General features: G+C 72.7%; 18 protein-coding genes. 13 read left to right on the top strand and 5 right to left on the bottom strand.

The features are described from left to right. Positions 1-9: 9 nt before the first annotated feature. Positions 10-4,653 carry an ATP-dependent helicase gene (locus ACFO3J_RS27075; protein WP_386434461.1) on the bottom strand — a complete coding sequence of 1,548 codons (4,644 nt, stop codon included), beginning with the start codon at positions 4,651-4,653 and terminating at the stop codon, positions 10-12. 183 nt (positions 4,654-4,836) lie between these two features. On the opposite strand from ACFO3J_RS27075, the gene ACFO3J_RS27070 reads away from it, so the two are divergent. The 4 genes from ACFO3J_RS27070 (at position 4,837) to recX (ending at position 8,176) form a co-directional block, all read left to right on the top strand. Then, positions 4,837-5,031 carry a DUF3046 domain-containing protein gene (locus ACFO3J_RS27070; protein ID WP_386434458.1) on the top strand — a complete coding sequence of 65 codons (195 nt, stop codon included), beginning with the start codon at positions 4,837-4,839 and terminating at the stop codon, positions 5,029-5,031. Between the two features lie 170 nt (positions 5,032-5,201). Then, on the top strand, positions 5,202-6,245 hold the full coding sequence (locus ACFO3J_RS27065) for an AI-2E family transporter (RefSeq protein WP_386434529.1): 1,044 nt from the start codon (positions 5,202-5,204) through the stop codon (positions 6,243-6,245). A 232-nt stretch (positions 6,246-6,477) separates the two neighbouring features. Further along, a complete protein-coding gene (gene recA, locus ACFO3J_RS27060) occupies positions 6,478-7,596 on the top strand; it encodes a recombinase RecA (RefSeq protein ID WP_386434455.1) in 1,119 nt (372 codons plus the stop codon). Between the two features lie 4 nt (positions 7,597-7,600). Continuing rightward, positions 7,601-8,176, top strand: coding sequence for a recombination regulator RecX (gene recX, locus ACFO3J_RS27055; RefSeq protein WP_386434452.1), 576 nt, complete (start codon positions 7,601-7,603; stop codon positions 8,174-8,176). 70 nt (positions 8,177-8,246) lie between these two features. Here the strand turns inward: recX and ACFO3J_RS27050 are convergent, their stop codons facing one another. Then, a complete protein-coding gene (locus ACFO3J_RS27050) occupies positions 8,247-10,007 on the bottom strand; it encodes an FAD-dependent monooxygenase (RefSeq protein ID WP_386434449.1) in 1,761 nt (586 codons plus the stop codon). Positions 10,008-10,372: 365 nt separating this feature from the next. On the opposite strand from ACFO3J_RS27050, the gene ACFO3J_RS27045 reads away from it, so the two are divergent. Together ACFO3J_RS27045 and ACFO3J_RS27040 are read left to right on the top strand one after the other, a co-directional pair. Further along, positions 10,373-11,140 (top strand): response regulator transcription factor, encoded by a 768-nt coding sequence (locus ACFO3J_RS27045; RefSeq protein ID WP_386434446.1) that lies wholly within the window; start codon positions 10,373-10,375, stop codon positions 11,138-11,140. A 27-nt stretch (positions 11,141-11,167) separates the two neighbouring features. Continuing rightward, positions 11,168-12,619 carry a sensor histidine kinase gene (locus tag ACFO3J_RS27040; RefSeq protein ID WP_386434443.1) on the top strand — a complete coding sequence of 484 codons (1,452 nt, stop codon included), beginning with the start codon at positions 11,168-11,170 and terminating at the stop codon, positions 12,617-12,619. Positions 12,620-12,646: 27 nt separating this feature from the next. Here the strand turns inward: ACFO3J_RS27040 and ACFO3J_RS27035 are convergent, their stop codons facing one another. Next, positions 12,647-13,672, bottom strand: a complete 1,026-nt coding sequence (locus ACFO3J_RS27035; RefSeq protein WP_386434440.1) for a TAXI family TRAP transporter solute-binding subunit — start codon at positions 13,670-13,672, stop codon at positions 12,647-12,649. 196 nt (positions 13,673-13,868) lie between these two features. Here ACFO3J_RS27035 and miaB point away from each other — a divergent pair, with 196 nt between their 5' ends. Continuing rightward, positions 13,869-15,383, top strand: a complete 1,515-nt coding sequence (gene miaB, locus ACFO3J_RS27030; protein WP_386434437.1) for a tRNA (N6-isopentenyl adenosine(37)-C2)-methylthiotransferase MiaB — start codon at positions 13,869-13,871, stop codon at positions 15,381-15,383. A gap of 123 nt (positions 15,384-15,506) precedes the next feature. Then, entirely contained in the window at positions 15,507-16,313 is an 807-nt protein-coding gene (locus tag ACFO3J_RS27025) for a class III extradiol dioxygenase subunit B-like domain-containing protein (protein ID WP_386434434.1), read from the top strand. 192 nt (positions 16,314-16,505) lie between these two features. Here the strand turns inward: ACFO3J_RS27025 and ACFO3J_RS27020 are convergent, their stop codons facing one another. Further along, positions 16,506-16,694 carry a hypothetical protein gene (locus tag ACFO3J_RS27020; RefSeq protein WP_386434431.1) on the bottom strand — a complete coding sequence of 63 codons (189 nt, stop codon included), beginning with the start codon at positions 16,692-16,694 and terminating at the stop codon, positions 16,506-16,508. Between the two features lie 203 nt (positions 16,695-16,897). On the opposite strand from ACFO3J_RS27020, the gene miaA reads away from it, so the two are divergent. The 5 genes from miaA (at position 16,898) to hflX (ending at position 23,733) form a co-directional block, all read left to right on the top strand. Further along, positions 16,898-17,809, top strand: coding sequence for a tRNA (adenosine(37)-N6)-dimethylallyltransferase MiaA (gene miaA / locus ACFO3J_RS27015; RefSeq protein WP_386434428.1), 912 nt, complete (start codon positions 16,898-16,900; stop codon positions 17,807-17,809). Between the two features lie 164 nt (positions 17,810-17,973). Further along, the gene (locus ACFO3J_RS27010) at positions 17,974-18,552 is read left to right on the top strand and encodes a hypothetical protein (protein ID WP_386434426.1); all 579 of its coding nucleotides are present in this window, start codon (positions 17,974-17,976) and stop codon (positions 18,550-18,552) included. A gap of 132 nt (positions 18,553-18,684) precedes the next feature. Beyond that, positions 18,685-19,602 carry a diaminopimelate epimerase gene (gene dapF, locus ACFO3J_RS27005; protein ID WP_386434423.1) on the top strand — a complete coding sequence of 306 codons (918 nt, stop codon included), beginning with the start codon at positions 18,685-18,687 and terminating at the stop codon, positions 19,600-19,602. A 268-nt stretch (positions 19,603-19,870) separates the two neighbouring features. Continuing rightward, entirely contained in the window at positions 19,871-22,051 is a 2,181-nt protein-coding gene (locus ACFO3J_RS27000; RefSeq protein WP_386434420.1) for a RelA/SpoT family protein, read from the top strand. 185 nt (positions 22,052-22,236) lie between these two features. After that, a complete protein-coding gene (gene hflX, locus ACFO3J_RS26995; protein WP_386434417.1) occupies positions 22,237-23,733 on the top strand; it encodes a GTPase HflX in 1,497 nt (498 codons plus the stop codon). Between the two features lie 112 nt (positions 23,734-23,845). Here the strand turns inward: hflX and ACFO3J_RS26990 are convergent, their stop codons facing one another. Beyond that, on the bottom strand, positions 23,846-25,036 hold the full coding sequence (locus ACFO3J_RS26990) for a trypsin-like serine peptidase (RefSeq protein ID WP_386434415.1): 1,191 nt from the start codon (positions 25,034-25,036) through the stop codon (positions 23,846-23,848). Between the last annotated feature and the right edge of the window lie 148 nt (positions 25,037-25,184).

Below are 25,184 nucleotides of genomic sequence, written 5' to 3'. Positions count from 1 at the left end.
GCCCCGCGGTCAGCCGCCGTCGCGCAGCCGCAGGCCCCGGGGGGTGGCGTGGAAACCGGCCGCCTCCAGCGCCTGGCCCAGCGGAGAGGTGAGCGCCGGCTCGCCATTGGTCCGCTCCACGGTGAGCCGGCCCAGCGCGCCCTCCCGGACCGCCAGCACCAGGGCGTCCGCGGCGGCCTGCACCCGTATCTCGTCCATCGGCCAGGACAGCAGCGTCTTGCCGCCCCGCTCGACGTACAGGGCCAGCTCGCCGTCGGTCAGGACGACCAGCGCGCCCGCCTTCCGCCCCGGCTTGTGGGTGACGCCGGGGGGCTGCTCCGGCCAGGGCAGCGCGGCTCCGTACGGATTGGCCGGATCAGCGGCCGCCAGCACCACCGTGCGTGACCGGCCCTGCTGCTCCTTCTCCAGCTCCCGCGCCGTACTCAGCGCCCGCAGCCGGTCCACGGCGCCGTCCATCGCGAACTGCGCGGCTCCCAGTCCCTCGACCACGTAGCCGCGCCGTGCCTGCCCGGTCTCCTCGAAGGCGGCCAGCACCCGGTACGCCGCGGAGAAACCGCCGGCCACCCCCTCGGCGGCCACCGCGCCCCGGGTGACCACGCCGTGCCGGTCCAGCAGGGTGTGGGTCAGGGCGTGCGCCCGCAGGGTCGGATCGGGCTCGGCGACGGGCACCAGCGACCAGCGGCCCGCAGTGGTGGGCGGCCCGCTCCGGGAGGCGGTGGCGCGCGGGGCCTGGGCGGCCAGCGAGCTGTAGCGTCCGCGCGGCACCGCCCGCGGTGCCCGGTGGGCGGTGGCTCCCGCGGTGCGGCCGGAACCGAGCAGTGCGCGCAGCGGTGCCAGGGTGTCGTTGGTGAGCCGGCCCGACCAGGCCAGATCCCATACCGCGTCGGCGAGCTGCGGGTCGCTCACCTCCTGGCCTGCCGCTCGCAGCCGATCGGTGATCTGCCGGAAGAACAGTCCGTAGCCGCCGTCCAGCGCGGCCAGCACCGCTTGGTGCAGAGGGCCGAGCTCCAGCGGTTGCGGCGCGGGCAGCAGCAGCGGGGCGCTGTCCGCCAGATACAGCGAAACCCAGCCGTCCTTGCCGGGCAGCGCGCCGGCGCCGGCCCAGACGATCTCCCCGGACGAGGTCAGCTCGTCCAGCATCGCCGGGCTGTACCCGATCACCCGGGACGGCAGCACCAGCTTCTCCAGGGCCGAGGCGGGCACGGTCGCGCCCTGCAACTGCTCCACCGCCCGCGCCAGCCCGTCCATGCCGCGCAGGCTGTGCGTGCCCACGTGCTGCCACTGCGGCAGGAAGATCCCGAGTGTCGCGGGCGGCACCGGCTCCAGCTCCTGCCGCAGCGCCGCCAGCGAACGGCGCCGCAGTCGGCGCAGCACCGTGGTGTCGCACCACTCCTGCCCGGCCCCACCGGGCCGGAACTCGCCCTGCGCCACCCGGCCCGTCGCCGTCAACCGCTGCAGGACGCCGTCCGCGACCGCTGCTCCGAGCCCGAAACGCCCGGCCGCGTCAGCGGTGGTGAACGGCCCGTGCGTACGGGCGTAGCGCGCCACCAGGTCACCCAGCGGGTCCTTCACCGGCTCGGTGAAGGCCACCGGCACGCCGACCGGAAGCGCGGTGCCCAGCGCGTCCCGCAGCCGCCCGGCGTCCTCGACCGCCGCCCAGTGCTCGGCCCCCGCGACGCGGACCCGGATCGCCCGCCGTGCCGCCTCCAGCTCCGCGGCCCAGCCGGGGTCCGCGCCCCGGGCCGCCAACTCGTCGGAAGTGAGGGGGCCGAGCATCCGCAGCAGGTCCGCCACGCCCTCCGCGTCCTTGACCCCGCGGTCCTCGGTGAGCCACTGCAACTCCCGGTCCAGCTCAGCCAGCACCTCGGGGTCCAGCAGCTCGCGCAGCTCCGCCTGGCCCAGCAGCTCGGCCAGCAGCCGCGAGTCCAGCGACAGCGCGGCCGCCCGGCGCTCGGCCAGCGGCGAGTCCCCCTCGTACAGGAACTGCGCCACGTAACCGAACAGCAGCGAGCGGGCGAAGGGTGACGGCTCGGGTGTGGTGACCTCCACCAGCCGCACCCTGCGGGCCTCGATGTCGCCCATCAGCTCCACCAGGCCGGGGACGTCGAACACATCCTGGAGGCACTCGCGCACCGCCTCCAGCACGATCGGGAAGGAGCCGTACTCCGAGGCGACCTGGAGCAGCTGGGACGCGCGCTGCCGCTGCTGCCACAGCGGGGTGCGCTTGCCGGGGCTGCGGCGCGGCAGCAGCAGCGCGCGGGAGGCGCATTCCCGGAAACGGGAGGCGAACAGCGCGGAGCCGCCCACCTGGTCGGTGACCAGTTGCTCGATCTCGCCCTTGTCGAAGGCGACGTCCCCGGCCCCCACCGGCGACTGCTCCGGATCGAACTCGTTGCCCGACCGTGCCGGATCGGCGTCCAGCAGATCCAGGCCCATCAGATCGGCGTCCGGCAGCCGCAGCACGATGCCGTCGTCGGCGTGCATGGCCTGTGCGTCCAGGCCGTACCGCTCCTGGAGCCGGGCGCCCAGTGCCAGCGCCCACGGGGCGTGCACCTGGGCGCCGAAGGGGGAGTGGATGACGACCCGCCAGTCACCCAGCTCGTCGCGGAAGCGCTCGACCACGATCGTCCGGTCGTCCGGCACATGACCGCAGGCCTGGCGCTGCTCGGCCAGATACGCCAGCACGTTGTCAGCCGCCCAGGTGTCCAGGCCCGCCGCCGACAGGCGCTCCCTGGCCGCTTCCGGGGTCAGCGCACCGACCTCGCGCAGCCACGCGCCCACCGCCCGGCCCAGCTCCAGTGGGCGGCCCAGCTGGTCGCCCTTCCAGAAGGGCAGCCGCCCCGGCACCCCGGGCGCCGGTGTGACCAGCACCCGGTCCCGGGTGATGTCCTCGATCCGCCAGGAGGTGGTGCCCAGGGTGAAGACGTCGCCCACCCGGGACTCGTAGACCATCTCCTCGTCCAGCTCGCCGACCCGGCCTCCGCCCTTCTTCGGGTCGGCCCCGGCGAGGAACACCCCGAACAGGCCCCGGTCCGGGATCGTGCCGCCCGAGGTGACCGCGAGCCGCTGGGCGCCCGGCCGGGCAGTCAGCGTGTTCGCCACGCGGTCCCACACCAGGCGCGGGCGCAGCTCGGCGAAGGCGTCCGACGGGTAGCGCCCGGCCAGCATGTCGAGCACCGCCGTGTAGGCCGAGTGCGGCAGCGCGGCGAACGGCGCCGCCCGGCGCACCACCGCGAGCAGCTCGTCGACATCCCAGCTGTCCATGGCGGTCATGGCCACGATCTGCTGGGCCAGCACGTCCAGCGGGTTGGCCGGCACGCGCAGCGCCTCGATCGCGCCCTGGCGCATCCGCTCGGTCACCACCGCGGACTGCACCAGGTCCCCGCGGTATTTCGGGAAGACCACCCCGGTGGAGACCGCCCCCACCTGGTGCCCGGCCCGGCCGACCCGCTGGAGGCCGGAGGCGACCGAGGGCGGCGACTCCACCTGGACGACGAGGTCGACCGCCCCCATGTCGATGCCCAGCTCCAGGCTGGACGTGGCGACGACCGCCGGCAGCCGTCCCGCCTTCAGGTCCTCCTCCACCAGGGCCCGCTGCTCCTTGGACACCGATCCGTGGTGGGCCCTGGCCAGCACCGGCGGGGCGCCCCTGGCCGCACCGGACTCGGCCATGATCTGGGCCGGGGAGTGCGCCTCGGGCAGCGGCTCGCCCTCGGCGCGCTCATAGGCGATCTCATTGAGCCGGTTGCACAGCCGCTCGGCCAGGCGGCGGGAGTTGGCGAAGACGATCGTGGAGCGGTGCGCCTGCACCAGGTCGGCGATCCGCTCCTCCACATGGGGCCAGATCGAGGCGCGCTCGGTGGGGCCGGCGGCCGGCCCGCTGTGCTCGGACACCGGGGAGCCGCCCAGCTCGCCCAGATCCTCCACCGGCACGACCACCGACAGGTCGAACTTCTTCTGGGATGTTGGCTGCACGATCCGCGCCCGGCGCTGCGGCGAGAGATAGCGGGCGATCTCGTCCACCGGGCGGACGGTGGCGGACAGCCCGATCCGGCGGGCCGGGCGCTCCAGCAGCTGATCCAGCCTTTCCAGCGAGAGCGCGAGATGCGCGCCGCGCTTGGTGCCCGCTACGGCGTGCACCTCGTCCAGGATCACCGTCTCCACACCGCTGAGCGACTCCCGGGCCGCCGAGGTGAGCATCAGGAAGAGGGATTCCGGTGTGGTGATCAGGATGTCCGGCGGCCTGGTGACCAGGGCCCGCCGCTCGGCGGGCGGGGTGTCCCCCGAGCGGATACCGACCCGCACCTCCGGCTCGGGCAGCCCGAGCCGGACCGATTCCTGGCGCAGGCCCGCCAGCGGACTGCGCAGATTGCGCTCCACGTCCACCGCGAGGGCCTTCAGCGGTGAGACATACAGCACCCGGCAGCGGCGGCGGGCCTCGGCCGGCGGCGGGGTGGCGGCCAGCCGGTCCAGCGCGGCCAGGAACGCCGCCAGCGTCTTTCCCGAGCCGGTGGGGGCGACGACCAGCACGTCGGAGCCCTCCACGATGGCCGACCACGCGCCCGACTGGGCGGCGGTGGGCTCGCGGAACGCCCCCGTGAACCACGCGCGGGTGGCGGGCGAGAAAGCGTCGAGGCTTTTGTGACTGGACATGGCATCCATCCTGCCTCGCGCCACCGACACCGCGCCGAGCACGGCTCCGCGGGCTGTGGACAACTTCTGGCGCGAGCATGCCGACGCCGGCGTCGCTCGGGACCGCCGCCCGGAGCGCCGCCTCGGACCACCGCCCAGGCGCCCGATCTCCGGCAGACGATCGGGCGCGCGATAATGGAACCCATGCGGTTGACGATTTTCTGGGAGCGGATGCGCGCGCATTTCGGCGACACCTACGCCGACACCTTCGCGCGCGACCACGTGATGTCCGAGCTGGGCGGCCGTACGGTCCTCCAGGCGCTGGACGACGGCTGGGAGGCCAAGGACGTCTGGCGCGCGGTCTGCGCCGCCATGGAGGTGCCGGCCTCCCACCGGTGAGCGGAAGGGCCGCGCGGTCGGCGGGGCCTTCGCCCGCGGTACTGCAAATGGGTTGATATCAGGACTTACCACTAGGCAGGACACAGACTTGCCCTGTGGCAGGAAGCGACGGGACCCCGGACTCGGGGGCGGGTGAGCCGCAGGACGAGCCGGAGAGGTCACGCGCCCGGATGCCGCGCTGGCTGAACCGCGCGTTCCTGCTCGCGCTCGTCTTCGTCGCCTGCTTCCAGTTCGCCCACTGGGTCTTCGACCGGCTGATCGGTCTGCTCGTCAACGTCCTGGTGTCGTTCTTCGCCGCCCTGGCCGTCGAACCTGCGGTGGACTGGATGGCCCGGCGGGGCATGCGCCGCGGTCTTGCCACCGGACTGGTACTGCTCCTGGTGCTGATCGCCGGCGGCGGCTTCCTGCTGGCGCTCGGCTCCCTGCTGGTTGAGCAGCTCACCACCATCGGGCACAACCTGCCGCGGGACGTGGACAAGGTGGTCCTCTGGGTGAACAGGACCTTCCACACCCGGGTCGACACCGGTGACCTCCGGAACCGGGTGCTGCACTCCGGCTGGCTGCGCAGCCATCTGCTCAACGGCGCCGGGAGCGTGGTGGGCATCTCGACCACCGTCATCGGCACGGTCTTCCGGCTCTTCACGATCCTGCTGTTCACCTTCTATCTGGCCGCCGACGGACCGAGGCTGCGCCGCTCGCTCTGCTCCATGCTGCCGCCCGCCCGGCAGGCCGAGGTGCTGCGCGCCTGGGACATCGCGGTCGTCAAGACCGGCGGCTATCTCTACTCCCGCGCGCTGATGGCCGTGATCTCCGGCGTCGCGCACTACATCCTGCTCCAACTGCTCGGTGTGCCCTTCGCGCCCGCCCTCGGGGTCTGGGTGGGCCTGGTCTCGCAGTTCATCCCGACGGTCGGCACGTATCTGGCCGGCGCGCTGCCGATCCTCATCGCCTTCACCCGGGACCCGTGGGACGCGCTGTGGGTACTGGTCTTCGTCGTGGTCTACCAGCAGTTCGAGAACTACCTGCTGCAGCCGCGGATCACCGCCAGGACCGTGGACATCCACCCGGCCGTCGCCTTCGGCTCGGTCATCGCCGGAACCGCCCTGCTCGGCGTGGTCGGCGCCCTCATCGCGATCCCCGCCACCGCGACGCTGCAGGGGTTCTTCTCCGCCTACGTACGGCGTTACGAGGTCATCGACCAGCGGGCCGAATGAGCCGAACGGGAAGGGGCGGCCCGGCGGATGTCCGGGGACGCGGCTTGACATAAAAATCGAACATCCATTCTCATAGAGAAACCGGGCAGCTTTTCCCCGCCACGGCACGGGATTTCGCCCCGGCCCGCGAGAGTTGTCCACAGCTCGGGACCGACGTCCGGGCGCATTGTCAGTGGCAGGCGCTAGCGTCATGGACGTGAAGCGATCGAACCAGACATCCCGGGTGGAACCCATGGCAGGAAACGACCGCGAGAAGGCGCTCGACGCCGCACTCGCACAGATTGAACGGCAGTTCGGCAAGGGCGCCGTCATGCGTCTCGGCGACCGGCCCAACGACCCCATCGAGGTCATCCCCACCGGGTCGACCGCCCTGGACGTGGCCCTCGGCGTCGGCGGACTCCCGCGCGGCCGGATCGTGGAGGTGTACGGGCCGGAATCCTCCGGCAAGACCACCCTCACCCTGCACGCGGTGGCCAACGCCCAGAAGGCGGGCGGCACAGTGGCGTTCATCGACGCCGAGCACGCCCTCGACCCCGACTACGCCAAGGCCCTCGGCGTCGACACGGACAATCTCATCCTGTCCCAGCCGGACACCGGCGAACAGGCGCTGGAAATCGTGGACATGCTGGTCCGCTCCGGCGCCCTCGACCTGATCGTGGTCGACTCCGTGGCAGCCCTCGTGCCGCGGGCCGAGATCGAGGGCGAGATGGGTGACTCGCATGTGGGCCTGCAGGCCCGGCTGATGAGCCAGGCGCTCCGCAAGATCACCAGCGCGCTCAACCAGACGAAGACCACCTGCATCTTCATCAACCAGCTCCGCGAGAAGATCGGTGTGATGTTCGGCTCGCCGGAGACCACCACCGGTGGTCGCGCGCTGAAGTTCTACGCCTCCGTCCGGCTCGACATCCGCCGGATCGAGACGCTCAAGGACGGCACCGACGCGGTCGGCAACCGCACCCGTGTCAAGGTCGTCAAGAACAAGGTCGCGCCGCCCTTCAAGCAGGCCGAGTTCGACATCCTCTACGGCCACGGCATCAGCCGTGAGGGCGGTCTGATCGACATGGGCGTCGAGCAGGGCTTCGTCCGCAAGTCCGGTGCCTGGTACACCTACGAGGGCGACCAGCTCGGCCAGGGCAAGGAGAACGTCCGCAATTTCCTCAAGGACAATCCGGACCTGGCGGACGAGATCGAGAAGCGGATCAAGGAGAAGCTGGGCGTGGGCGTGCCGAAGCCCGTGGTCGAGGCCCCGGGCGCGCAGCCGGGCCCGGACGCCGCCGGCCCGGCCGAGCCCGCCAAGGCGGAAGTCCCGGCCCCCAAGAAGGTGACCAAGGCCACCGCCGTCAAGGCCTGACGCCATGGCGTTCGGTTCCCGTAAGCGCGGCGGCTCTTCCGAGTCGAGGGCCTCGCAAGAGCCGCCGCTCGATCCCGAGGAGCAGGCGCGGGCCCTGTGCCTGCGTCTGCTCACCGGGACCCCCCGCACCCGCAGGCAGCTCGCCGACGCCCTGCGGAAGCGGGAGATCCCCGACGAGATCGCCGAGCACGTCCTGGAGCGCTTTCAGGACGTGGGCCTCATCGACGACCATGCCTTCGCCAACGCCTGGGTGGAATCCCGCCACCGCGGCCGCGGACTCGCCCGCCGGGCCCTGGCCAGAGAACTCCAGCAGCGCGGGGTGGACGCGGAGCTGGTGACCGAGGCGGTCGGGCTGCTCAACTCCGAGCAGGAGGAGCAGACCGCCCGCGAGCTGGTACGGCGCCGGCTGCCGGCCACCCGCGGCCTGGACCGCGACAAGCGGATCCGCCGCCTCGCCGGAATGCTCGCCCGCAAGGGCTACTCGGAAGGGCTGGCCCTCAAAGTGGTCCGGGACGCGCTCAGTGTGGAGGGCGCCGCCGACGAAGGGGAGGAGGAGTCATGGCTGTGGGAGACCGAATAACACCCGCCACCGCCCGGACCCTGCCGCCCAGCGCCCGGACCTGCCACCCGGTCCGGTGCGCTGCACAGCCCTAGCGAGTGGGCCCGCCGACACGGCGGGCCGCCGCTCCGCCGCCGGCTCTGCCACCGCCGTGACCCGGCCGGCCCCGTTCCCGGCTGCCGTCGTCGCCGGGGGAGTCCTCCCCGTCGGGCGGAAGGCCGCCCTCGGCGGGATCCGAGTCCGCCGTCGGAGGGCCGCCGCGTGCCAGGTCGGCGAACGAGTACAGCTCGGCGGGACGGCAGCCGATCATGATGGCGACCAGGTGTCCGTCCGGCCGGATCAGCAGGACACTGTGGGCGCTGGCGCCCGGATAGGTCTCGGCGACGAGCAGTTCGGCGCGGGTGGGCAGAGCCGCGACCGCGGAGGCCAGCCTCGGCATCAGACCTGCCGTCAGCCAGTGCCGGGATTCCCACACCCCGGTACCGGGGGCGACCAGAACCACGACCAGACCCCGTCCGAGCCGGTCCCGCAGCCGCCCCACCGTGCCGTCCAGCGCGGTGACCCGTACATCGCTGACCACACCGCCCAGCGGCGTATCGCACCCGGCGGCCGACGCCGCGGACCCGGCCTTGCCGCCACCGCCGCGCGGCCCCGGCACGGACAGCGGTGAGCGGTTGTACACCACGGAGCCCGCGGCGCCGCCGCGCCCCAAATGGCTGTCGGTCAGCAACTCCACCTGCCCGCGCACCGAACCGGACAGCAGGGTGTGCCGCACGCTCTGCCAGGGGCCGCTCGCCCGCAGCAGCGGGAGCGCCTGATCGGCGGCCCGCAGCCGGGCACCGACCGCGCTCCGCCGCTCCGCCTCATAACTGTCCAGCAGAAGTCTGGAGGCCCCGTCGTGCCAGGCCAGCGACAGCTTCCAGGAGAGGTTCTCCGCGTCGCGCAGACCCTCCTCGACACTCTGCGCACCCAGCGCGCCCATCAGATGGGCCGCGTCCCCGGCCAGGAAGGCCCGCCCGACCCGCCAGCGCCGGGCCAGTCGCTGATGCACCGGATACTCCGCCGAGCCGATGAGTTCGTAGGGCACCACCTGTCCGCACCAGGCGGTGAGCGTGGCGCGCAGCCGCTCCACCAGGGCGTCGGAGGTCAACTGCCTGCCGTGCGCGGGCAGCAGCCAGTCCAGCCGCCACAGCCCGTCCGGCAGCGGCCGGGCGGTGATCTCCTGTCCGGCGGGGGCGCCCGGCGGATCGCGGTGCAGCAACGCCACGCCCGGCTCGGGGAGTTCGGTCCGCAGCACGGCCACCGCGTAGCGGTCGACCGCGGTGCGGCCGGGGAAGCGCGCCCCCAGCAGCTTGCGGACCGTGGACCGGAAACCGTCGCAGCCGACCAGGAAGCTTCCCCGCCACCAGGTCTCGTGCGCCCCCCGGGTGTGCACGGAGACTCCCCGGGCGTCCTGCTCGATCGCGTCCACCCGGCAGCCCACCACGATCCGTACCGAACCGCAGGTCAGCAGGGCCTCCCGCAGACCGCGTTCCAGCCGGTGCTGGGCGACATGTACCGGGGCGTCCATCGGATCGGGGCCGAAGTCGACGCGCACCATCTCGGTGCGGCGGCGCAGCGTACGCCAGGCCGCCCAGGTGGCGGAGTCCTGACGCAGGGTCGCGTAGCCGAGCCGTTCGACCAGCGCGGCCGTGGTGGGGGTGAGGACGGCGGTGCGCGGGCGCCGCAGTCCGTCGGCGTCGCCCAGCACCTCCGCTTCGTCGAGGAGGATGACGGGGACGTCGCGGCGGGCCAGCGCGAGAGCGAGAGCCAAGCCCACTGGGCCCGCCCCCGCGACGATCACCGGGTCCACGCAGCAGCCCCCGGAAGAATTGCGGTCACAAAGCGTATGCAACCCACTGCGCCTGCCCACGTCAAGCGACGGTCGCCGCTCGGCGCGGTGCGGCACGCGCACACCCGGCGCACTTCACGCGCATCGGACGGCGCCCGCGAAGCGTACCGGCTCGGTAACGGTCCGCCGCGTGAGACGGTACCCCCTTGACGCACCCGGGCTCGATCGGCGTGGATTCCGTCGGGACGGACCGGAGCCCACCGCCGCCGAACCCCGCCCGAATCCCCGCCGAACTCGCGCACCGCACCAGACCGCACCAGACCAGACCACACCCCGCCCGACACCGCACACTCGATGACGACTCGACGATGAGGAGGAGGTGACGCATGCGACTGCTGCTCGTGGAAGACGACGACCGGGTCGCCGCCGCCCTCTCCGCCGTACTCGGCAAGCACGGCTTCGATGTCCGGCACGCCCGCAGCGGTGAGGAGGCCATCCAGGCGATCCTGCCCGACGAGGGCCCCGGCTTCGACTGCGTACTGCTGGACCTGGGCCTGCCCGACCAGGACGGTTTCGAGGTGTGCAGCAGAATCCGTCGCCGTACCGCGACCCCGGTGATCATGGTCACCGCCCGGGCCGACGTACGGTCCCGTATCCACGGCCTCAATCTGGGCGCGGACGACTATGTGGTGAAGCCGTACGACACCGGTGAACTCCTCGCCCGCATCCATGCCGTCAGCCGCCGCCCCCCACTGCGAGCCCCCGCCGCCGGCGGGTCCGCGGCGAGCGCCGAGACGCCGGCCGCCACGCCCGCCGCCCCCGGGCCCGGGGGCGTACCGGCCACGGCCGCCGACGGGGACCTGCTGCGGCTCGGCCGGGTCGCGATAGAACTGCCCACCCGCCGGGTCACCGTCGACGGCGACCTGATCGCGCTCACCCGCAAGGAATTCGACCTGCTGGCACTGCTCGCCCAGCGGCCCGGCGTGGTCTTCCGCCGTGAGCAGATCATCAGCGAGGTGTGGCGCACCGTCTGGGAAGGCACCGGGCGCACCCTTGAGGTCCATGTGGCCTCCTTGCGCGCCAAGCTCCGTACCCCGGCGATGATCGAGACGGTCCGCGGCGTCGGCTACCGGCTCGTCGTCCCGGCCGGCTGACCGCCCGGCAGGAGGGGGAAGCCCGCCGTGCGCTCGCGACTGCTCACGCTGCTCCTCGTGCTGATGGCCGGCGTCCTGCTGGCACTCGGCTTCCCGCTGGCCGCCAGCCAGGCCGCCGCCCAGCAGCAGCGCGTGGTGGTGGACCGGATCGACGACACCACCCGCTTCGCGGCCCTGGCCCAGTTCGTCAGCGCGCGGGACGAGGACACCGATGCCGTCGACCCGGCCGACGACGAGCGGCTGCACACCCTGCGCACCGAACTCGTCCGCTACCAGCAGCTCTACGGCATCGGCGTCGGTGTCTTCTACCGCGACCGCACCGCGATGGCCGCCGCTCCCGGGGGCTGGCGGGTGCCGCCGGAGGGTGAGCTGTACGACTCGTACTACGCGGCGCTGCTCGGCCGCCGTGCCCACAACCCGCGGCAGGTGTGGCCCTGGCAGTCCCGGACCCTCGCCATCTCCTCGCCGATCGTGCGGGACGGGGACGTGGTGGCGGTCGTGGTCACCGACTCGCCGACCGGGGCGCTGCGCTCCCGCATCCTGCACGGCTGGCTGCTGCTGGCGGCCGGCGAGTTCGCGGCGATGGCGATCGCGGTGCTGCTCGCCGTACGGCTGACCGGCTGGGTGATGCTGCCGGTCGCCACCTTGGACCGGGTGACGCACGACATCGCCACCGGCCGGATGAAGTCCCGGGTCGAAGCGGCCGGCGGACCGCCCGAACTGCGCCGGCTGATCCGGTCGTTCAATGAGATGGCCGACAACGTGGAGGCGGTGCTGGACCAGCAGCGGGCCTTCGTCGCGGATGCCTCGCACCAGTTGCGCAACCCGCTGTCCGCCCTGCTGCTGCGGATCGAGTTGCTCGGGTTCGCGCTGCCGGACGGCCACACCGAGGCCGAGTCGGTGAAGGAGGAGGGCCACCGGCTCGCCCAGGTGCTGGACGACCTGCTCGGTCTCGCCGTCGCCGAGAACGCCGGCAACCGGCTGGTCGCCACCGACATCACCGAACTGGCCCGGGGCAGGACGGAGGCCTGGCGGGCGGTCGCCGACCGGGCCGGCATAGCGCTGGAGTTCGCCGAGTCCGAGTCCGAGTCCGGGCCCGGGCCTGAGGGCCGGCCGGTGACCGGCTGGGCCGACACGGTGGCGTTGTCCAGCGCCCTCGACGCGGTGCTCGACAACGCGCTCAAGTTCACCCCCGGCGGCGAGACGGTGCGCGTGCGGGTGACCGCCGCCGACGAGCGGGTGGCGATCACCGTCGCCGACGGCGGCCCCGGTCTGAGCGACGACGAGCTGGCCCGGATCGGGGACCGCTTCTGGCGCAGCGCCCGCCACCAGAATGTGCAGGGCTCCGGCCTCGGCCTGTCCATCGCGCACGCCCTGCTCGGCCGGAGCGGTGGCGCCGTCACCTACGGACGGCGCGAACCGCGCGGCTTGGAAGTCACGTTGACGGTGCCGCGCGCCACCGGAGTGACCACGGGGTGAGGCCGCCGCGCCCGGCGGACCGGAGCGCTACGGCTTGACCGACCGGTAGTAGCGCGCTGCCCCCACATGCAGGGGCAGCGGATCGGTGAAGACGGCCGTCCGCAGGTCCACCAGCTGCGCCGCGTGCACCTTCTTGCCGATCGCATCCCGGCTGTCGATCACCGCCCGGGTCAGCCGCTCCACCAGCCCCGGGTCGGCGTGATCCGTGGTGACCAGCAGATTCGCCACCGCGATGGTGGCCACCGCCTGCCCGTCCTGCGCCTTCGGATACGCGTCGGCCGGCATCTCCGCCTGCCGGTAGTACTGCATCCGCGATCCCATGGTGTGCAGCTTCGCCACCAGATCGCCCAGCTGCACCAGCCGGATCCGCGCCGTCGGGGTGGCCATCGCGGTCACCGCCGCGGTCGGCAGCCCGCCCGACCAGAAGAACGCGTCCAGCTTGCCGCCGAGCAGCATCGCCGGTGCCTGGTCGATGCCGACCGGAAAGGCCCTGATGTCCTTGTCGATGTCCAGTCCGGCCGCGGTGAGCAGCCGCCGGGTTATCAGATTGACGCCGGAGGCGGCCTGGCCGACACCCACCCGCAGACCCCGCAGGTCACGGGCCGAGCGCACCGGGGAGTCCCGCGGTACGACCAGCTGCATGTAGTCGTCGTAGAGCCGGGCGCAGGCCCGCAGATCGGCCTTGCCCGGGCCCTGGTAGCTCGCCACCGCGTCCGCCGCCGCGATGGTGAAGTCGGCGCGCCCGGAGGCCACGCGCTTGATGTTGTCCACCGATCCCTCGGTGTGCATCAGGTCCACCCGCACCCCGGGCAGCGCGGTCCGCAGATCGCTCTTGAGCAGCACCCCGTAGGTGTCGTACACCCCGTCGGCGACGCCGGTCGCCAGCGATATCGGTGCCTTGGGATACGAGGGGCCGTCCGACGGCAGCAGCCACCACAGCAGCAGCGCTAGCGCCGAGGCCGCCGCCAGTACGGCCTGCACGGCCCGCCGCCGCCCGGCCGCCCGGCCGTCGAGCGCCGCCCGCAGGCATCCGCCGAGGTGGGAGAGATCCATGCCCCGCGATCCTGCCAGCAGGCGCCGACCCGCGGAAGACGCCGCGGACGGCGGGAAGTCCGCCGTGCGTCCGGGTCGTGCCGGGGCGCGGTCACGGTCCCGGCCCGGGCCGCGTTCGACCCCGCGAGCGGGGTCGTCGCACCGGCGCCCCGCGACTCCGTTCGGGGGACACCCGCGGAGCGCCTACCCTGGTGGCATGACCGCGCAGGACACCCTTCCCCGCAGCTACGAGATCCGCACCTACGGATGCCAGATGAACGTCCATGACTCCGAGCGGCTGTCCGGCCTCCTGGAGCAGGCGGGGTACGTGCGCGCGCCCGACGGCGCCGACGGCGCGGACGTGGTGGTCTTCAACACCTGCGCCGTACGCGAGAACGCCGACAACCGGCTCTACGGCAACCTCGGCCAGCTCGTGCCGAAGAAGGCGGCCCGCCCCGGCATGCAGATCGCGGTCGGCGGCTGCCTGGCGCAGAAGGACCGCGACACCATCGTCAAGCGGGCCCCCTGGGTGGACGTGGTGTTCGGAACCCACAACATCGGCCAGCTGCCGGTACTGCTGGAGCGCGCCAGGATCGCCGACGAGGCGCAGATCGAGATCGTCGAGTCGCTGGAGACCTTCCCCTCGACCCTGCCGTCGCGCCGCGAGTCCGCGTACGCCGCCTGGGTCGCGATCTCGGTCGGCTGCAACAACACCTGCACCTTCTGCATCGTGCCCGCCCTGCGCGGCAAGGAGAAGGACCGCCGCCCGGGCGACGTCCTCGCCGAGGTGGAGGCACTGGTCGCCGAGGGCGTCATCGAGGTCACCCTGCTCGGTCAGAACGTCAACGCCTACGGCTCCGAGATCGGCGACCGCGAGGCGTTCGGCAAGCTGCTGCGGGCCACCGGCCGCGTCGAGGGCCTGGAACGGGTGCGTTTCACCTCGCCGCACCCGCGCGACTTCACCGACGACGTGATCGCCGCCATGGCCGAGACCCCGAACGCGATGCATCAGCTCCACATGCCGCTTCAGTCGGGCTCCGACCGGGTGCTGAAGGCGATGCGCCGTTCGTACCGCCAGGACCGCTACCTCGGCATCATCGAGAAGGTGCGCGCCGCGATGCCGGACGCCGCCATCACCACCGACATCATCGTGGGCTTCCCCGGCGAGACCGAGGAGGATTTCGAGGAGACGCTGCACGTGGTGCGGCAGGCCCGCTTCGCGCAGGCGTTCACCTTCCAGTACAGCAAGCGGCCCGGCACCCCCGCCGCCGAGATGGACGGGCAGATCCCCAAGGCCGTGGTGCAGGAGCGGTACGAGCGGCTGGTCGCCCTCCAGGAGGAGATCTCCTGGAGCGAGAACAAGAAGCAGGTCGGCCGCACCCTCGAAGTCCTGGTCGCCGAGGGCGAGGGGCGCAAGGACGACGCGACCAGGCGGCTGTCCGGGCGCGCCCCCGACAACCGCCTCGTGCACTTCGAGCGGCCCGCGGAGCCGGTCCGGCCCGGTGACATGGTGACGGTCGAGGTCACCTACGCCGCTCCGCACCACCTGCTCGCCGAGCAGCGGCCGCTCGCGGTCCGCCGCACCCGCGCGGGCGACGCATGGGAGCGCCGCACAGCGGCTCCGGCGCCCCGCCCGACCGGCGTCATGCTGGGCATCCCCACCATCGGGGTTCCGGCTGCCCAGCCCGTTCCGGTGCCGTCGGGCGCCCCGGCGGACGGCTGCGCCTGCTAGGGCCGTTCCACCCGGCTCGGCGGGCCGCCCGCGACCGGGTTCGGTCCGGGCCGCGCGCCTGGTCAAGGGCTTGCCGGGCCCGGACTCCACGCGTTGTCAGAGGTCGTGGGTAGGGTTCCGATCATGCTGGTCGCCGCTGCCGTCTGTCCCTGTCCGCCACTGCTGGTCCCCGAAGTCGCCGCGGGGGCCGCCGCCGAGCTCGATGAGCTGCGTGCGGCCTGCGCGGACGCGGTGGGGGTGCTGGCCGCGTCCCGGCCGGAGCGGCTGGTGGTGATCGGCCCGGCGGAGCGGCCGGGCCGAGGTGTCTTCGCGCAAGGCACCGCCGGATCCTTCCATCCCTTCGGGGTGGCGCTGGACGTCACCTTGGGCGAGCCCCCCGCGTCACCGCCGGAGGAGCTGTCGGTGCCGGTCCTGGCAGGAGCCGGACCGGCGGATACCGCGCTGCCCGACGACGTGACGCTGCCCGGGGACGTACCGCGCGGCGAGGACCGGCGGTCGCTGCCGCCGTCCCTGGCCGTGGCCGCCTGGCTGCTGCGGGGCTGGAGGGCGGCGCCCGTGGAGGGGCTCGGGGTCGGGGAGCGGCTGGAGCAGGAGCGCTGCGCGACCACCGGACGGGCTGTGGCCGGGTCGGCGGACCGGGTGGCGCTGCTGGTGATGGGTGACGGCAGTGCCTGCCGTACGGTCAAGGCGCCCGGCTATCTGGACGAGCGGGCCGTGCCCTTCGACGCGGGCGTCGCCGCCGCTCTGGCGGCGGCCGACACCCGGGCGCTGGCCGCGCTGGATCCGGAACTCGCCCACGCCCTCAAGGCCGCGGGCCGGGCACCCTGGCAGGTGCTCGCCGGCGCGGCGGACGGCTCCGGTCTGGGGGGCGAGCTGCTGCACGAGTCGTCGCCCTACGGCGTCGGGTACTTCGTGGCGGCCTGGACCTGACCCGGCATCTGAACGCCAATCGGGCGGCGCCGTTGGGCGGTCCGGCCGTGCTGCGCTTGACGCGTGGGTGTGCCGCTGCCGCAGCTCGCGGGTCCGGGCATGGACTCGCCGCGGATGGTGGAAATCCGCGGCTGTCCGGTTCGGGTGGCGGGCTCGTTCGCCGGTCCTCGGCGGAGCGCTGGACGCCTCTCGTCAGGCGGGGCCGTCGCCCCTGTCCTGGCGGTCGTCCATCGCGTCCTTCGGGTCCTGCATGCCGGACTCGGGGTTCTGACCACCCTTGTCGTTCCCGGGCTCGACGTCGTCCTGGTGCTGCCGGGTGATGTCGTTGGTCCGGTCCTTCGACATGCCGAGCTTGTCCTTGAGCGTGTCCATGAAGCTCATCTGGCACCTTCCCTCGAAGATGACTGCCAGGGGACGGGCGGGATGCCCCATCGCACCCGATGGCTCGCGTCGTGCCGAAACCATCACAAAACGCCCTCTCCCTCTCCGACCTTACTCGCGCCGCCCGATTCCCGCGCCGTGTCGGCCCCGGAGTGCTCATTCGATCGAGGTCACCCTCAGATCTTTGCGAGACTGGGGGAGTGATGAACCGTGTGATCGCCGTCGTCGGACCCACCGCGGCCGGGAAATCCGACCTGGGCGTCGCCCTCGCGCAGGCGCTGGGCGGCGAGGTGATCAACGCGGACTCGATGCAGCTCTACCGCGGCATGGACATCGGCACCGCCAAGCTCACCCACGAGGAACGGCTGGGCATCCCGCACCACCTGCTGGACATCTGGCACGTGACCGAGGCGGCCAACGTCGCCGACTACCAGCGGCTGGCCCGCACCGAGATCGACCGGCTGCACGCGGCAGGGCGCGTCCCCGTGCTCGTCGGCGGTTCGGGCCTCTATGTGCGGGCCGCCCTCGACGTCATGGAGTTCCCCGGCACCGATCCGGAGGTCCGGGCCCGGCTGGAGGCCGAACTCGACATGCGGGGACCCGGCGCCCTGCACGCCCGGCTGGCCGCCGTCGACCCGGAGGCCGCCCGCGCCATACTCCCCAGCAACGGCCGCCGGATCGTGCGCGCGCTGGAAGTCGTGGAGATCACCGGCCGTCCCTTCACCGCCAATCTGCCCAGCCACGAGTCGGTGTACGACACGGTGCAGATCGGTGTCGACGTGCCCCGGCCCGAACTCGACGAGCGTATCGCGCTGCGGGTCGACCGGATGTGGGAGGCCGGCCTGGTCGCCGAGGTCCGCGCCCTGGAGGCCGTGGGCCTGCGGGAGGGGCGTACGGCGTCCCGCGCGCTCGGCTACCAGCAGGTGCTCGCCGCGCTCGGCGACGACTGCACCGAGCAGGAGGCACGCGCCGAGACGGTACGTGCCACCAAGCGCTTCGCCCGCCGTCAGGATTCGTGGTTCCGGCGTGACCGGCGGGTGCACTGGCTGAGCACCCGGGGACCGGAACTCGCCGACCAGGCGCTGATGTTGCTCCAGGAAGCGGTCACAGCCTGATCACGTGATGGCATCGGGACGCCCCGGTGTCCGGGAGCGGCCCCTCATGCGTGCCATCATCGAGCTTCAGGTAGCTGTGTGTCGGAGATTCTGGAGGGCGCGTGGCGATGGCAGTCGGCCCACGCGACACCCCACCGGGACGCGACAGAGCGGCGGACGTGGACATGTCCCATGCGTCACAGGGGGACCAGGGGCTTCCGGAGCCCCGTCCGCACCGCGAATCACTGGAGTCACTTGCGGCCGAGGAGCCTCTCGACCGACTCGAACCCTTGGAGCCAGGGGGGTCCCTGGGCCTGAACGGGTCCCTGCACCCCCTTGACCCTCTCGGTTCCCTCGACCCTCTTGATCCGCTTGACCCGCTGGAACCCCTGGGGTCCACCGAGCACCTTCCGCCCATCGAGGACGGTCAGTCCTTCGGGGAGTTGCGGCCCCAGCGGCGGCTGCGGATCTGGCAGCTGGCCCCGATCATCGCGCTGGCGGTCGGCGGCTCGCTGATGTTCGCCTTCCCGCTCGCCTTCGAGTCCGGGGACGCCGGGGCGGTGGTGGCCATGCTCGGTCTGCTGCTCTTCTGCTGCGCCGCCGGCTGGGGCCTGATGGCGGCCCGCCGGATCGGCCAGACCTGGCCGGGACTGCCCGCGCGCGGCTCCGGTGCCCGGCCGGACTGGCGCTACGTCCTCGGCTACGCGGGGGCCATCGGACTGCTCGCGGTCCTCGCGGTCTGGCGGATCGCCCGGCTGCGCTGAGCAGGGGCCCGAGCAGACGCCGAGCAGGGATACGCGCCGGGTCCGGGCGCGCCGCATCGGTTCGCCCCGGTTGTCCACAGGTCGCTGCGGCGGCCCCGCGCCCGGCGGCGCTCCCCGCGTACGATCGGACACGTGACTGAAGCCCGATCCAACGCCCGATCCGAACCCGCCCCGACCGAGCCGGTGGCCTTCCTCAAAGGCCATGGGACCGAGAACGATTTCGTGATCGTTCCCGACCCGGACGGCCTGCTGGACCTGTCCCCGGCCGTCGTGGCGCGGCTGTGCGATCGACGGGCCGGCATCGGGGGCGACGGCCTGCTGCGGGTGGTCCGCTCGGCCGCCCACCCGGAGGCGGCGGCCCAGGCGGCAGAGGCCGAATGGTTCATGGACTACCGCAACGGCGACGGCAGCGTCGCCGAGATGTGCGGCAACGGAGTGCGCGTCTTCGCCCGGTATCTGCGGCGCGCCGGGCTCGCCGGCGCCGGGGACCTGGCCGTCGCCACCCGCGCGGGGGTGCGCCGGGTGCACATCGCCAAGGACACCGAGGACGGCGCCCCCGGCGACGTGACGGTACGGATGGGGCGCGCGGTGCTCCCCGGCGGCGAGGTCACCGTCGGCGCGGCCGGCCGGAGCTGGCCGGCGCTGCACGTCAGCATGGGCAATCCGCACGTGGTCGCCTTCGTCGACGACCTGGACGAGGCCGGGGACCTGCTGCGGGCGCCGGCCGTGACCCCCGCCGCTGCGTATCCGACCGGCACCAACGTGGAGTTCGTGGTGGACCGCGGCCCCCGTCATGTGGCGCTGCGGGTGCATGAGCGCGGCTCCGGCGAGACCCGCTCCTGCGGCACCGGCGCGTGCGCGGTGATGGTGGCCGCGGCCCGCCGGGACGGCCTGGACCCGGCGGTGACCGGCCGGCCCGTCACGTACACGGTGGATGTGCCCGGCGGGCGGCTGGTGATCAGCGAGGGCACCGACGGCGAGGTCGAGATGACCGGGCCCGCCGTGATCCTCGCCGAGGGCTTCATAGACCCCGCCTGGCTCGCCGGCTGACCGGGCGGGGCGCGTACGGCGAGAGGCACGGCGGGCCGCGCGGGGATCTGCCCCGCCCGTCCGCCGCGGATCGCCTTTACCGCGGGGCGCAGGCGTACCAGGACGTATCCGGTCGAGAACCCCGTACGCCTTCGCTCAAATGGGTGACGGGGATCACTCTCGGCGAGAGCGCGACTGCCACACGTGGTGGGCTCGGTAGCATCAATCACCGGCGCGGCCCCCGGGTCGCGGAGGGCTCCCGCTGCCGGTTCACGCTGCCGGAGGGTCGATGAGCGCAGACAACGCGGTGAACGCGGGACGGCCCGCGCTCGACGTGGGACGTTCCGCGGTGGAGCGGAAGCGCGGTCTGCGCCGGCTCGACCTTCGGCTGCTGGGCCGCGCGGCGCTGCTCGGCGGCTCGGGCGGGCGGGACCGGCTGCCCGGCGCCATCGAGCATCTGATCAAGGTCCACCGCGCGCGCCAGCCCGCGGCCGGCCCCGAGGCCATCGAACGGCTCAGGCGGGCGTATGTCCTCGCCGAGTCCTCGCATCGCGGCCAGACCCGGAAGAGCGGTGAGCCCTTCATCACCCATCCGCTCGCGGTCACCCTCATCCTGGCCGAACTCGGCGCCGAGACCACCACGCTCACCGCGTCACTGCTGCACGACACGGTCGAGGACACCGAGGTGACACTCGCCCAGGTCGAGCGGGAGTTCGGCAAGGCCGTCGCCTATCTGGTGGACGGTGTGACGAAACTGGAGAAGGTCGACTACGGCGCCGCGGCCGAGCCCGAGACCTTCCGCAAGATGCTCCTCGCGACGGGCAGCGACGTCCGGGTGATGTCGATCAAGCTCGCCGACCGGCTGCACAACATGCGCACCCTCGGCGTCATGCGGCCGGACAAGCAGGCCCGTATCGCCAAGGTCACCCGCGATGTGCTCATTCCGCTGGCCGAGCGGCTGGGCGTCCAGGCGCTCAAGTCGGAGCTGGAGGACCTGGTCTTCGCCACGCTCCATCCCGAGGAGCACGCCCGCACCCGGGCGATGATCGAGGCCCACGCCGCCAGCCCCGATCCGCTGGCCGCGGTCGCCGACAGCCTGCGGGCGGTGCTGCGCGAGGCCGGTATCGCCGCTGACGTCGCCGTCCGGCCCCGGCACGCCGTCTCCGTTCACCGGCTGCTGCTCAAACGCGGCGGGGCACGGCTCGGCGGCTGCGACTTCGGCCGGCTGCTGGTCCGCGTCGGGGAGGACGCCGACTGCTACGCGGTCCTCGGCGAGCTGCACACCTGCTTCACCCCGGTGATCGCCGAGTTCAAGGACTTCATCGCCGCCCCGAAGTTCAACCTGTACCAGTCCCTGCACACCGCGGTCGCCGACGAGCAGGGCCGGATCGCCGAGGTGCTGGTCCGTACCCACCGGATGCACCGGGTGGCCGAAGCGGGAGTGATCGCCCTCGGCGACCCGCACGCCGGCGCGGAGGCGGCGGCCCCGGCCGAAGGGGAGAGCGGCGTGCGGGTCGATCCGACCCAGCCCGGCTGGCTCGCCCGGCTGCTGGAGTGGCAGCGCGCCGCGCCCGACGCCGACACCTTCTGGAGCGCGCTGCGTGACGATCTCGCCCAGGACCGCGAGATCACCGTCTTCACCGACCAGGGCGGTGATGCCTCCGGGACGGTGCGGCTGCCGGCCGGGGCCGGCTGTGTGGACGCCGCCTACGCGGTGCACGGTGCCTTCGGGCACGCCTGTGTGGGCGTCCGGGTCAACGGCCGGCTGGCCCCGCTGGGCACCCGGCTGCGCGACGGCGACACCCTCCAGCTGCTGATGGACGACTCCGCCACCTCCGGGCCCGACAAGGACTGGCTGGAGCACGCCATCACCCCCGCGGCCCGGATCGCGATCACCCGATGGCTCACCCAGCATCCGGACGCGACCGGCCAGGACCAGCCCAGACGCACCCCGGCGGTACGCCCGGTGCCTCTCCCCGCCGCCGGGCCGGCCGCCGAGCCGGTAGCCGTCACCGATGTGCCGGACGCGGCGGTACGGCTGGCCCGCTGCTGTACGCCGGTGCCGCCCGACCTGGTGACCGGCTTCGTCATCCGCGGCGGCACCGTGGCCGTACACCGCACCGAATGCCCGACCACCGTCCGGATGACCGCCGCCGGACGCGAACCGGTGCCCGTCCTGTGGCGCGACGGCAGCCCGGCCGGCGGATACCGCGCCACCGTACTCGCCGAGGCGCTCAGCCGGCCGAGACTGCTGGCCGACCTCACCGAGGCCATTGCCGGGCAGGACATCGGCATCGTCTCCGCCGCGGTGGAGCCCCCGCAGGAGCACCGGGTCCTCCACTCCTACACCGTGGAGCTTCCCGACCCGCGGGCGCTGGGCGCCCTGATGCGGGCGATGCGCTCGGTGCCGGGGGTCTACGACGTCTACCGGGCCCGGCCCGCCGTGGCGTGGGCGGACCGGGAGGAGTGAGGGAATTCCGACGGTCCGGGAGCCGTTATCCCACTGACGGTGGTGTGCGCGGGGTGCCCAGTGGGCATGCGCGCTGAAAAACGGCCGGGTAAACCGGCGTGACCGTTTCCGCCGCACGTGGGACCATCAGCAATGACGGCACCTGACCGGCCGCCGGACCATTGACCGTACGACCAAAGGATCAAATGACTTCCACACCTTCTTCCTCTTCGGACAACCGCCAGCGCCTTCCCGAGAGCCTTCGGGCCGACGCCCTGATGGAAGAGGACGTGGCCTGGAGTCAGCAGATCGACGGCGATCGGGACGGCCAGCAGCTGGACCGGTACGACCGGGCCTCGCTGCGCCGGGTCGCCGGACTGTCGACCGAACTCGAGGACATCACCGAGGTCGAGTACCGGCAGCTCCGCCTGGAGCGCGTGGTACTCGTCGGCGTCTGGACCAGCGGCACGGTGGACGACGCCGAGAACTCGCTGGCCGAGCTGGCCGCGCTGTCCGAGACCGCCGGCGCCCTGGTCCTCGACGGGGTGATCCAGCGCCGCGACAAGCCGGATCCGGCCACCTACATCGGCTCCGGCAAGGCGCGGGAACTGCGCGACATCGTGATGGAGACCGGTGCCGACACCGTCGTCTGCGACGGTGAGCTGAGCCCCGGCCAGCTCACCCATCTGGAGGACGTCGTCAAGGTCAAGGTGGTCGACCGGACCGCGCTGATCCTCGACATCTTCGCCCAGCACGCCAAGTCCCGTGAGGGCAAGGCGCAGGTGTCGCTGGCCCAGATGCAGTACATGCTGCCGCGACTGCGCGGCTGGGGTCAGTCGCTGTCCCGGCAGATGGGTGGCGGTGGCGCCGGCTCCTCGGGCGGTGGCATGGCGACCCGTGGTCCCGGTGAGACCAAGATCGAGACCGACCGTCGGCGCATCCGCGAGAAGATGGCGAAGATGCGCCGGGAGATCGGGCAGATGAAGACCGGCCGCGACCTCAAGCGCCAGGAGCGCAAGCGCCACAAGGTCCCCTCGGTGGCGATCACCGGTTACACCAACGCGGGCAAGTCCTCGCTGCTCAACCGGCTCACCGGAGCCGGGGTGCTGGTGGAGAACTCGCTGTTCGCCACCCTGGACCCGACCGTGCGCCGGGCGGAGACGCCGGGCGGACGGCTGTACACCCTGACGGACACTGTCGGATTCGTCCGGCACCTCCCGCACCATCTGGTCGAGGCCTTCCGCTCCACCATGGAGGAGGTCGGCGACGCCGATCTGATCCTCCACGTGGTGGACGGCTCGCACCCGGTGCCCGAGGAGCAACTGGCCGCGGTCCGCGAGGTCTTCCGCGACGTCGGCGCGCTCGACGTGCCCGAGATCGTGGTGGTCAACAAGGCGGACGCCGCCGACCCGCTGGTCCTCCAGCGCCTGCTGCGCAACGAGAAGCACGCGATCGCGATCTCGGCGCGTACCGGGAAGGGCATCCCCGAACTGCTCGAACTCCTCGACCGGGAACTGCCCCGGCCGGAGGTGGAGGTGGAGGCCCTGGTCCCCTACACCCACGGCGGGCTGGTCTCCCGGGTGCATGTCGGCGGCGAGGTGCTGTCCGAGGAGCACACCGGGGACGGCACGCTGCTGAAGGTGCGGGTGCACGAGGAACTGGCCGCGGAACTCGGACCGTTCACGCTGGTCGCACGGCACTGAGAGCGGCGGCCGCGTAGGCAGCCAGAGACAAAGGTAAGGACCTGCCTCCTTGAGGCAGGTCCTTACCTTCGTGCATGCCTCTCGCCCGCGTCGCGTCGGACGGCCCGAGCGCTCAGCGGAATTTCCGACTCATCGCGTCGAACATCTTCTCCGCCACGGCGCCCAGCCGCGGTCCCGCCAGCCAGGTGTTGGTCACCGGACCGATCGAGGTATTGCTGATCAGGGCGGCCTTGCCGTCGGGCCCGGTGGCGAACCAGCCGCCGCCCGAGGAGCCGCCGGTCATCGTGCACCCGATCCGGTACTCGGTCGGCGCCGCGGCGTCCGCCGACAGCCGCCCGGGCCGCCCCGCGCAGGAGTACATCCGCTGCCCGTCGTAGGGCGCCGCCGCCGGATAGCCCCACGCCCCCACGACGCCGATCGTCGTCGCCGAGGGCGCGTCGAACCACACCGGCACCGCCGCGCCGACGGTCTCCTCCAGTGACCTGCCGCCCGCGCCCTGCTCCGGAACCACGTGCAGCACCGCGAAGTCGTACGGCGAACCGCTTCCACCGGATGCCGAGCCGGAGGCGATCCACTGGTCGGAGGTGCTCGCGCCGTCCGCCCACCACACGCCGTAGGGCGCCAGTACGTCACGTGGAGCGCCCTTGAGCGCGTCCGCGTCGAGGCCGCCGTCGTCGTACGAGGGGACGAAGGCAACATTGCGGTACCAGCCGCCCGCCCGGCCCGCATGCACGCAGTGGCCGGCCGTCCAGACCAGGTCGGACTTCCCCGGGTGCGCCGGGTCCGCCACCACGGTGGCCGAGCAGACCATCGAGCCCTGGGGGCCGTCGAAGAACAACTTGCCGACGCCCGGCGCGTTGTCGTGGTAGGGCGCGGCGACCGGACGGGCCGGCACGGGGGCCGGCGCGGGATCCGTCCGGCCCTGGTCGGCCGTGATGGCACCGGAGACGCGCTTGTCGCTCTGATCGGCGTTCTTCATCCGGTCGTCGCTCCACAGACCGTCGATCACCGGGTTGACGAAGTCCGCGGCCTTGCGCAGCCACGACGACTTGTCCCAGTCCTTCCAACCGCCGTCCTTGTAGGCCTGCTCCCACTTCTTGAGGTCGTCGAGACTGGTGGGGAAGGACGTCGGGAGCTTCGGCAGGCCGTGGTCGCCACCGGCGGTCGCCGATCCGGAGGGCTTCCGGTCGGCGGAGTCCCCCGATCCCGCCGAGCCGCACGCGGTGGCGGTGCCGGCCAGCAGTACGGCGGCGGCCACGGCCGCAACCACGCGTCCGCGTTTGCGTGTTGTGGACGATGACATGGACGGGTCCCCCCGGATCTCCTCGCGCCGCACGGTCCCTGACGCTGTGGGGGACGAACGGCCGCGCCGCCCGGTTCCGTACGGAAAGTCTGTCAACCCCCCGTGATCGGTTCGTCACCGCGTCGTTAGTACGGATGGGGGACGACGA

The organism is Streptomyces polygonati (assembly GCF_042650325.1).
Lineage (GTDB): Bacteria > Actinomycetota > Actinomycetes > Streptomycetales > Streptomycetaceae > Actinacidiphila > Actinacidiphila polygonati.
Note: the sequence above shows the minus strand (reverse complement) of the source record. Positions and strands in the feature narration are given on the sequence as shown.

What these genes read in the sequence shown, in the direction of transcription:
- ACFO3J_RS27070 (WP_386434458.1), top strand. Translation starts at nt 4,837, where the DNA reads ATGCGGTTGACGATTTTCTGGGAGCGGATGCGCGCGCATTTCGGCGAC.
- recA (WP_386434455.1), top strand. Translation starts at nt 6,478, where the DNA reads ATGGCAGGAAACGACCGCGAGAAGGCGCTCGACGCCGCACTCGCACAG.
- ACFO3J_RS27020 (WP_386434431.1), bottom strand. Translation starts at nt 16,694, where the DNA reads ATGAGCTTCATGGACACGCTCAAGGACAAGCTCGGCATGTCGAAGGAC.
- ACFO3J_RS27065 (WP_386434529.1), top strand. Translation starts at nt 5,202, where the DNA reads ATGCCGCGCTGGCTGAACCGCGCGTTCCTGCTCGCGCTCGTCTTCGTC.
- ACFO3J_RS27035 (WP_386434440.1), bottom strand. Translation starts at nt 13,672, where the DNA reads ATGGATCTCTCCCACCTCGGCGGATGCCTGCGGGCGGCGCTCGACGGC.
- ACFO3J_RS26990 (WP_386434415.1), bottom strand. Translation starts at nt 25,036, where the DNA reads ATGTCATCGTCCACAACACGCAAACGCGGACGCGTGGTTGCGGCCGTG.
- ACFO3J_RS27010 (WP_386434426.1), top strand. Translation starts at nt 17,974, where the DNA reads ATGTCCCATGCGTCACAGGGGGACCAGGGGCTTCCGGAGCCCCGTCCG.
- recX (WP_386434452.1), top strand. Translation starts at nt 7,601, where the DNA reads ATGGCGTTCGGTTCCCGTAAGCGCGGCGGCTCTTCCGAGTCGAGGGCC.
- ACFO3J_RS27000 (WP_386434420.1), top strand. Translation starts at nt 19,871, where the DNA reads ATGAGCGCAGACAACGCGGTGAACGCGGGACGGCCCGCGCTCGACGTG.
- ACFO3J_RS27045 (WP_386434446.1), top strand. Translation starts at nt 10,373, where the DNA reads ATGCGACTGCTGCTCGTGGAAGACGACGACCGGGTCGCCGCCGCCCTC.
- miaB (WP_386434437.1), top strand. Translation starts at nt 13,869, where the DNA reads ATGACCGCGCAGGACACCCTTCCCCGCAGCTACGAGATCCGCACCTAC.
- hflX (WP_386434417.1), top strand. Translation starts at nt 22,237, where the DNA reads ATGACTTCCACACCTTCTTCCTCTTCGGACAACCGCCAGCGCCTTCCC.
- miaA (WP_386434428.1), top strand. Translation starts at nt 16,898, where the DNA reads ATGAACCGTGTGATCGCCGTCGTCGGACCCACCGCGGCCGGGAAATCC.
- ACFO3J_RS27025 (WP_386434434.1), top strand. Translation starts at nt 15,507, where the DNA reads ATGCTGGTCGCCGCTGCCGTCTGTCCCTGTCCGCCACTGCTGGTCCCC.
- ACFO3J_RS27075 (WP_386434461.1), bottom strand. Translation starts at nt 4,653, where the DNA reads ATGTCCAGTCACAAAAGCCTCGACGCTTTCTCGCCCGCCACCCGCGCG.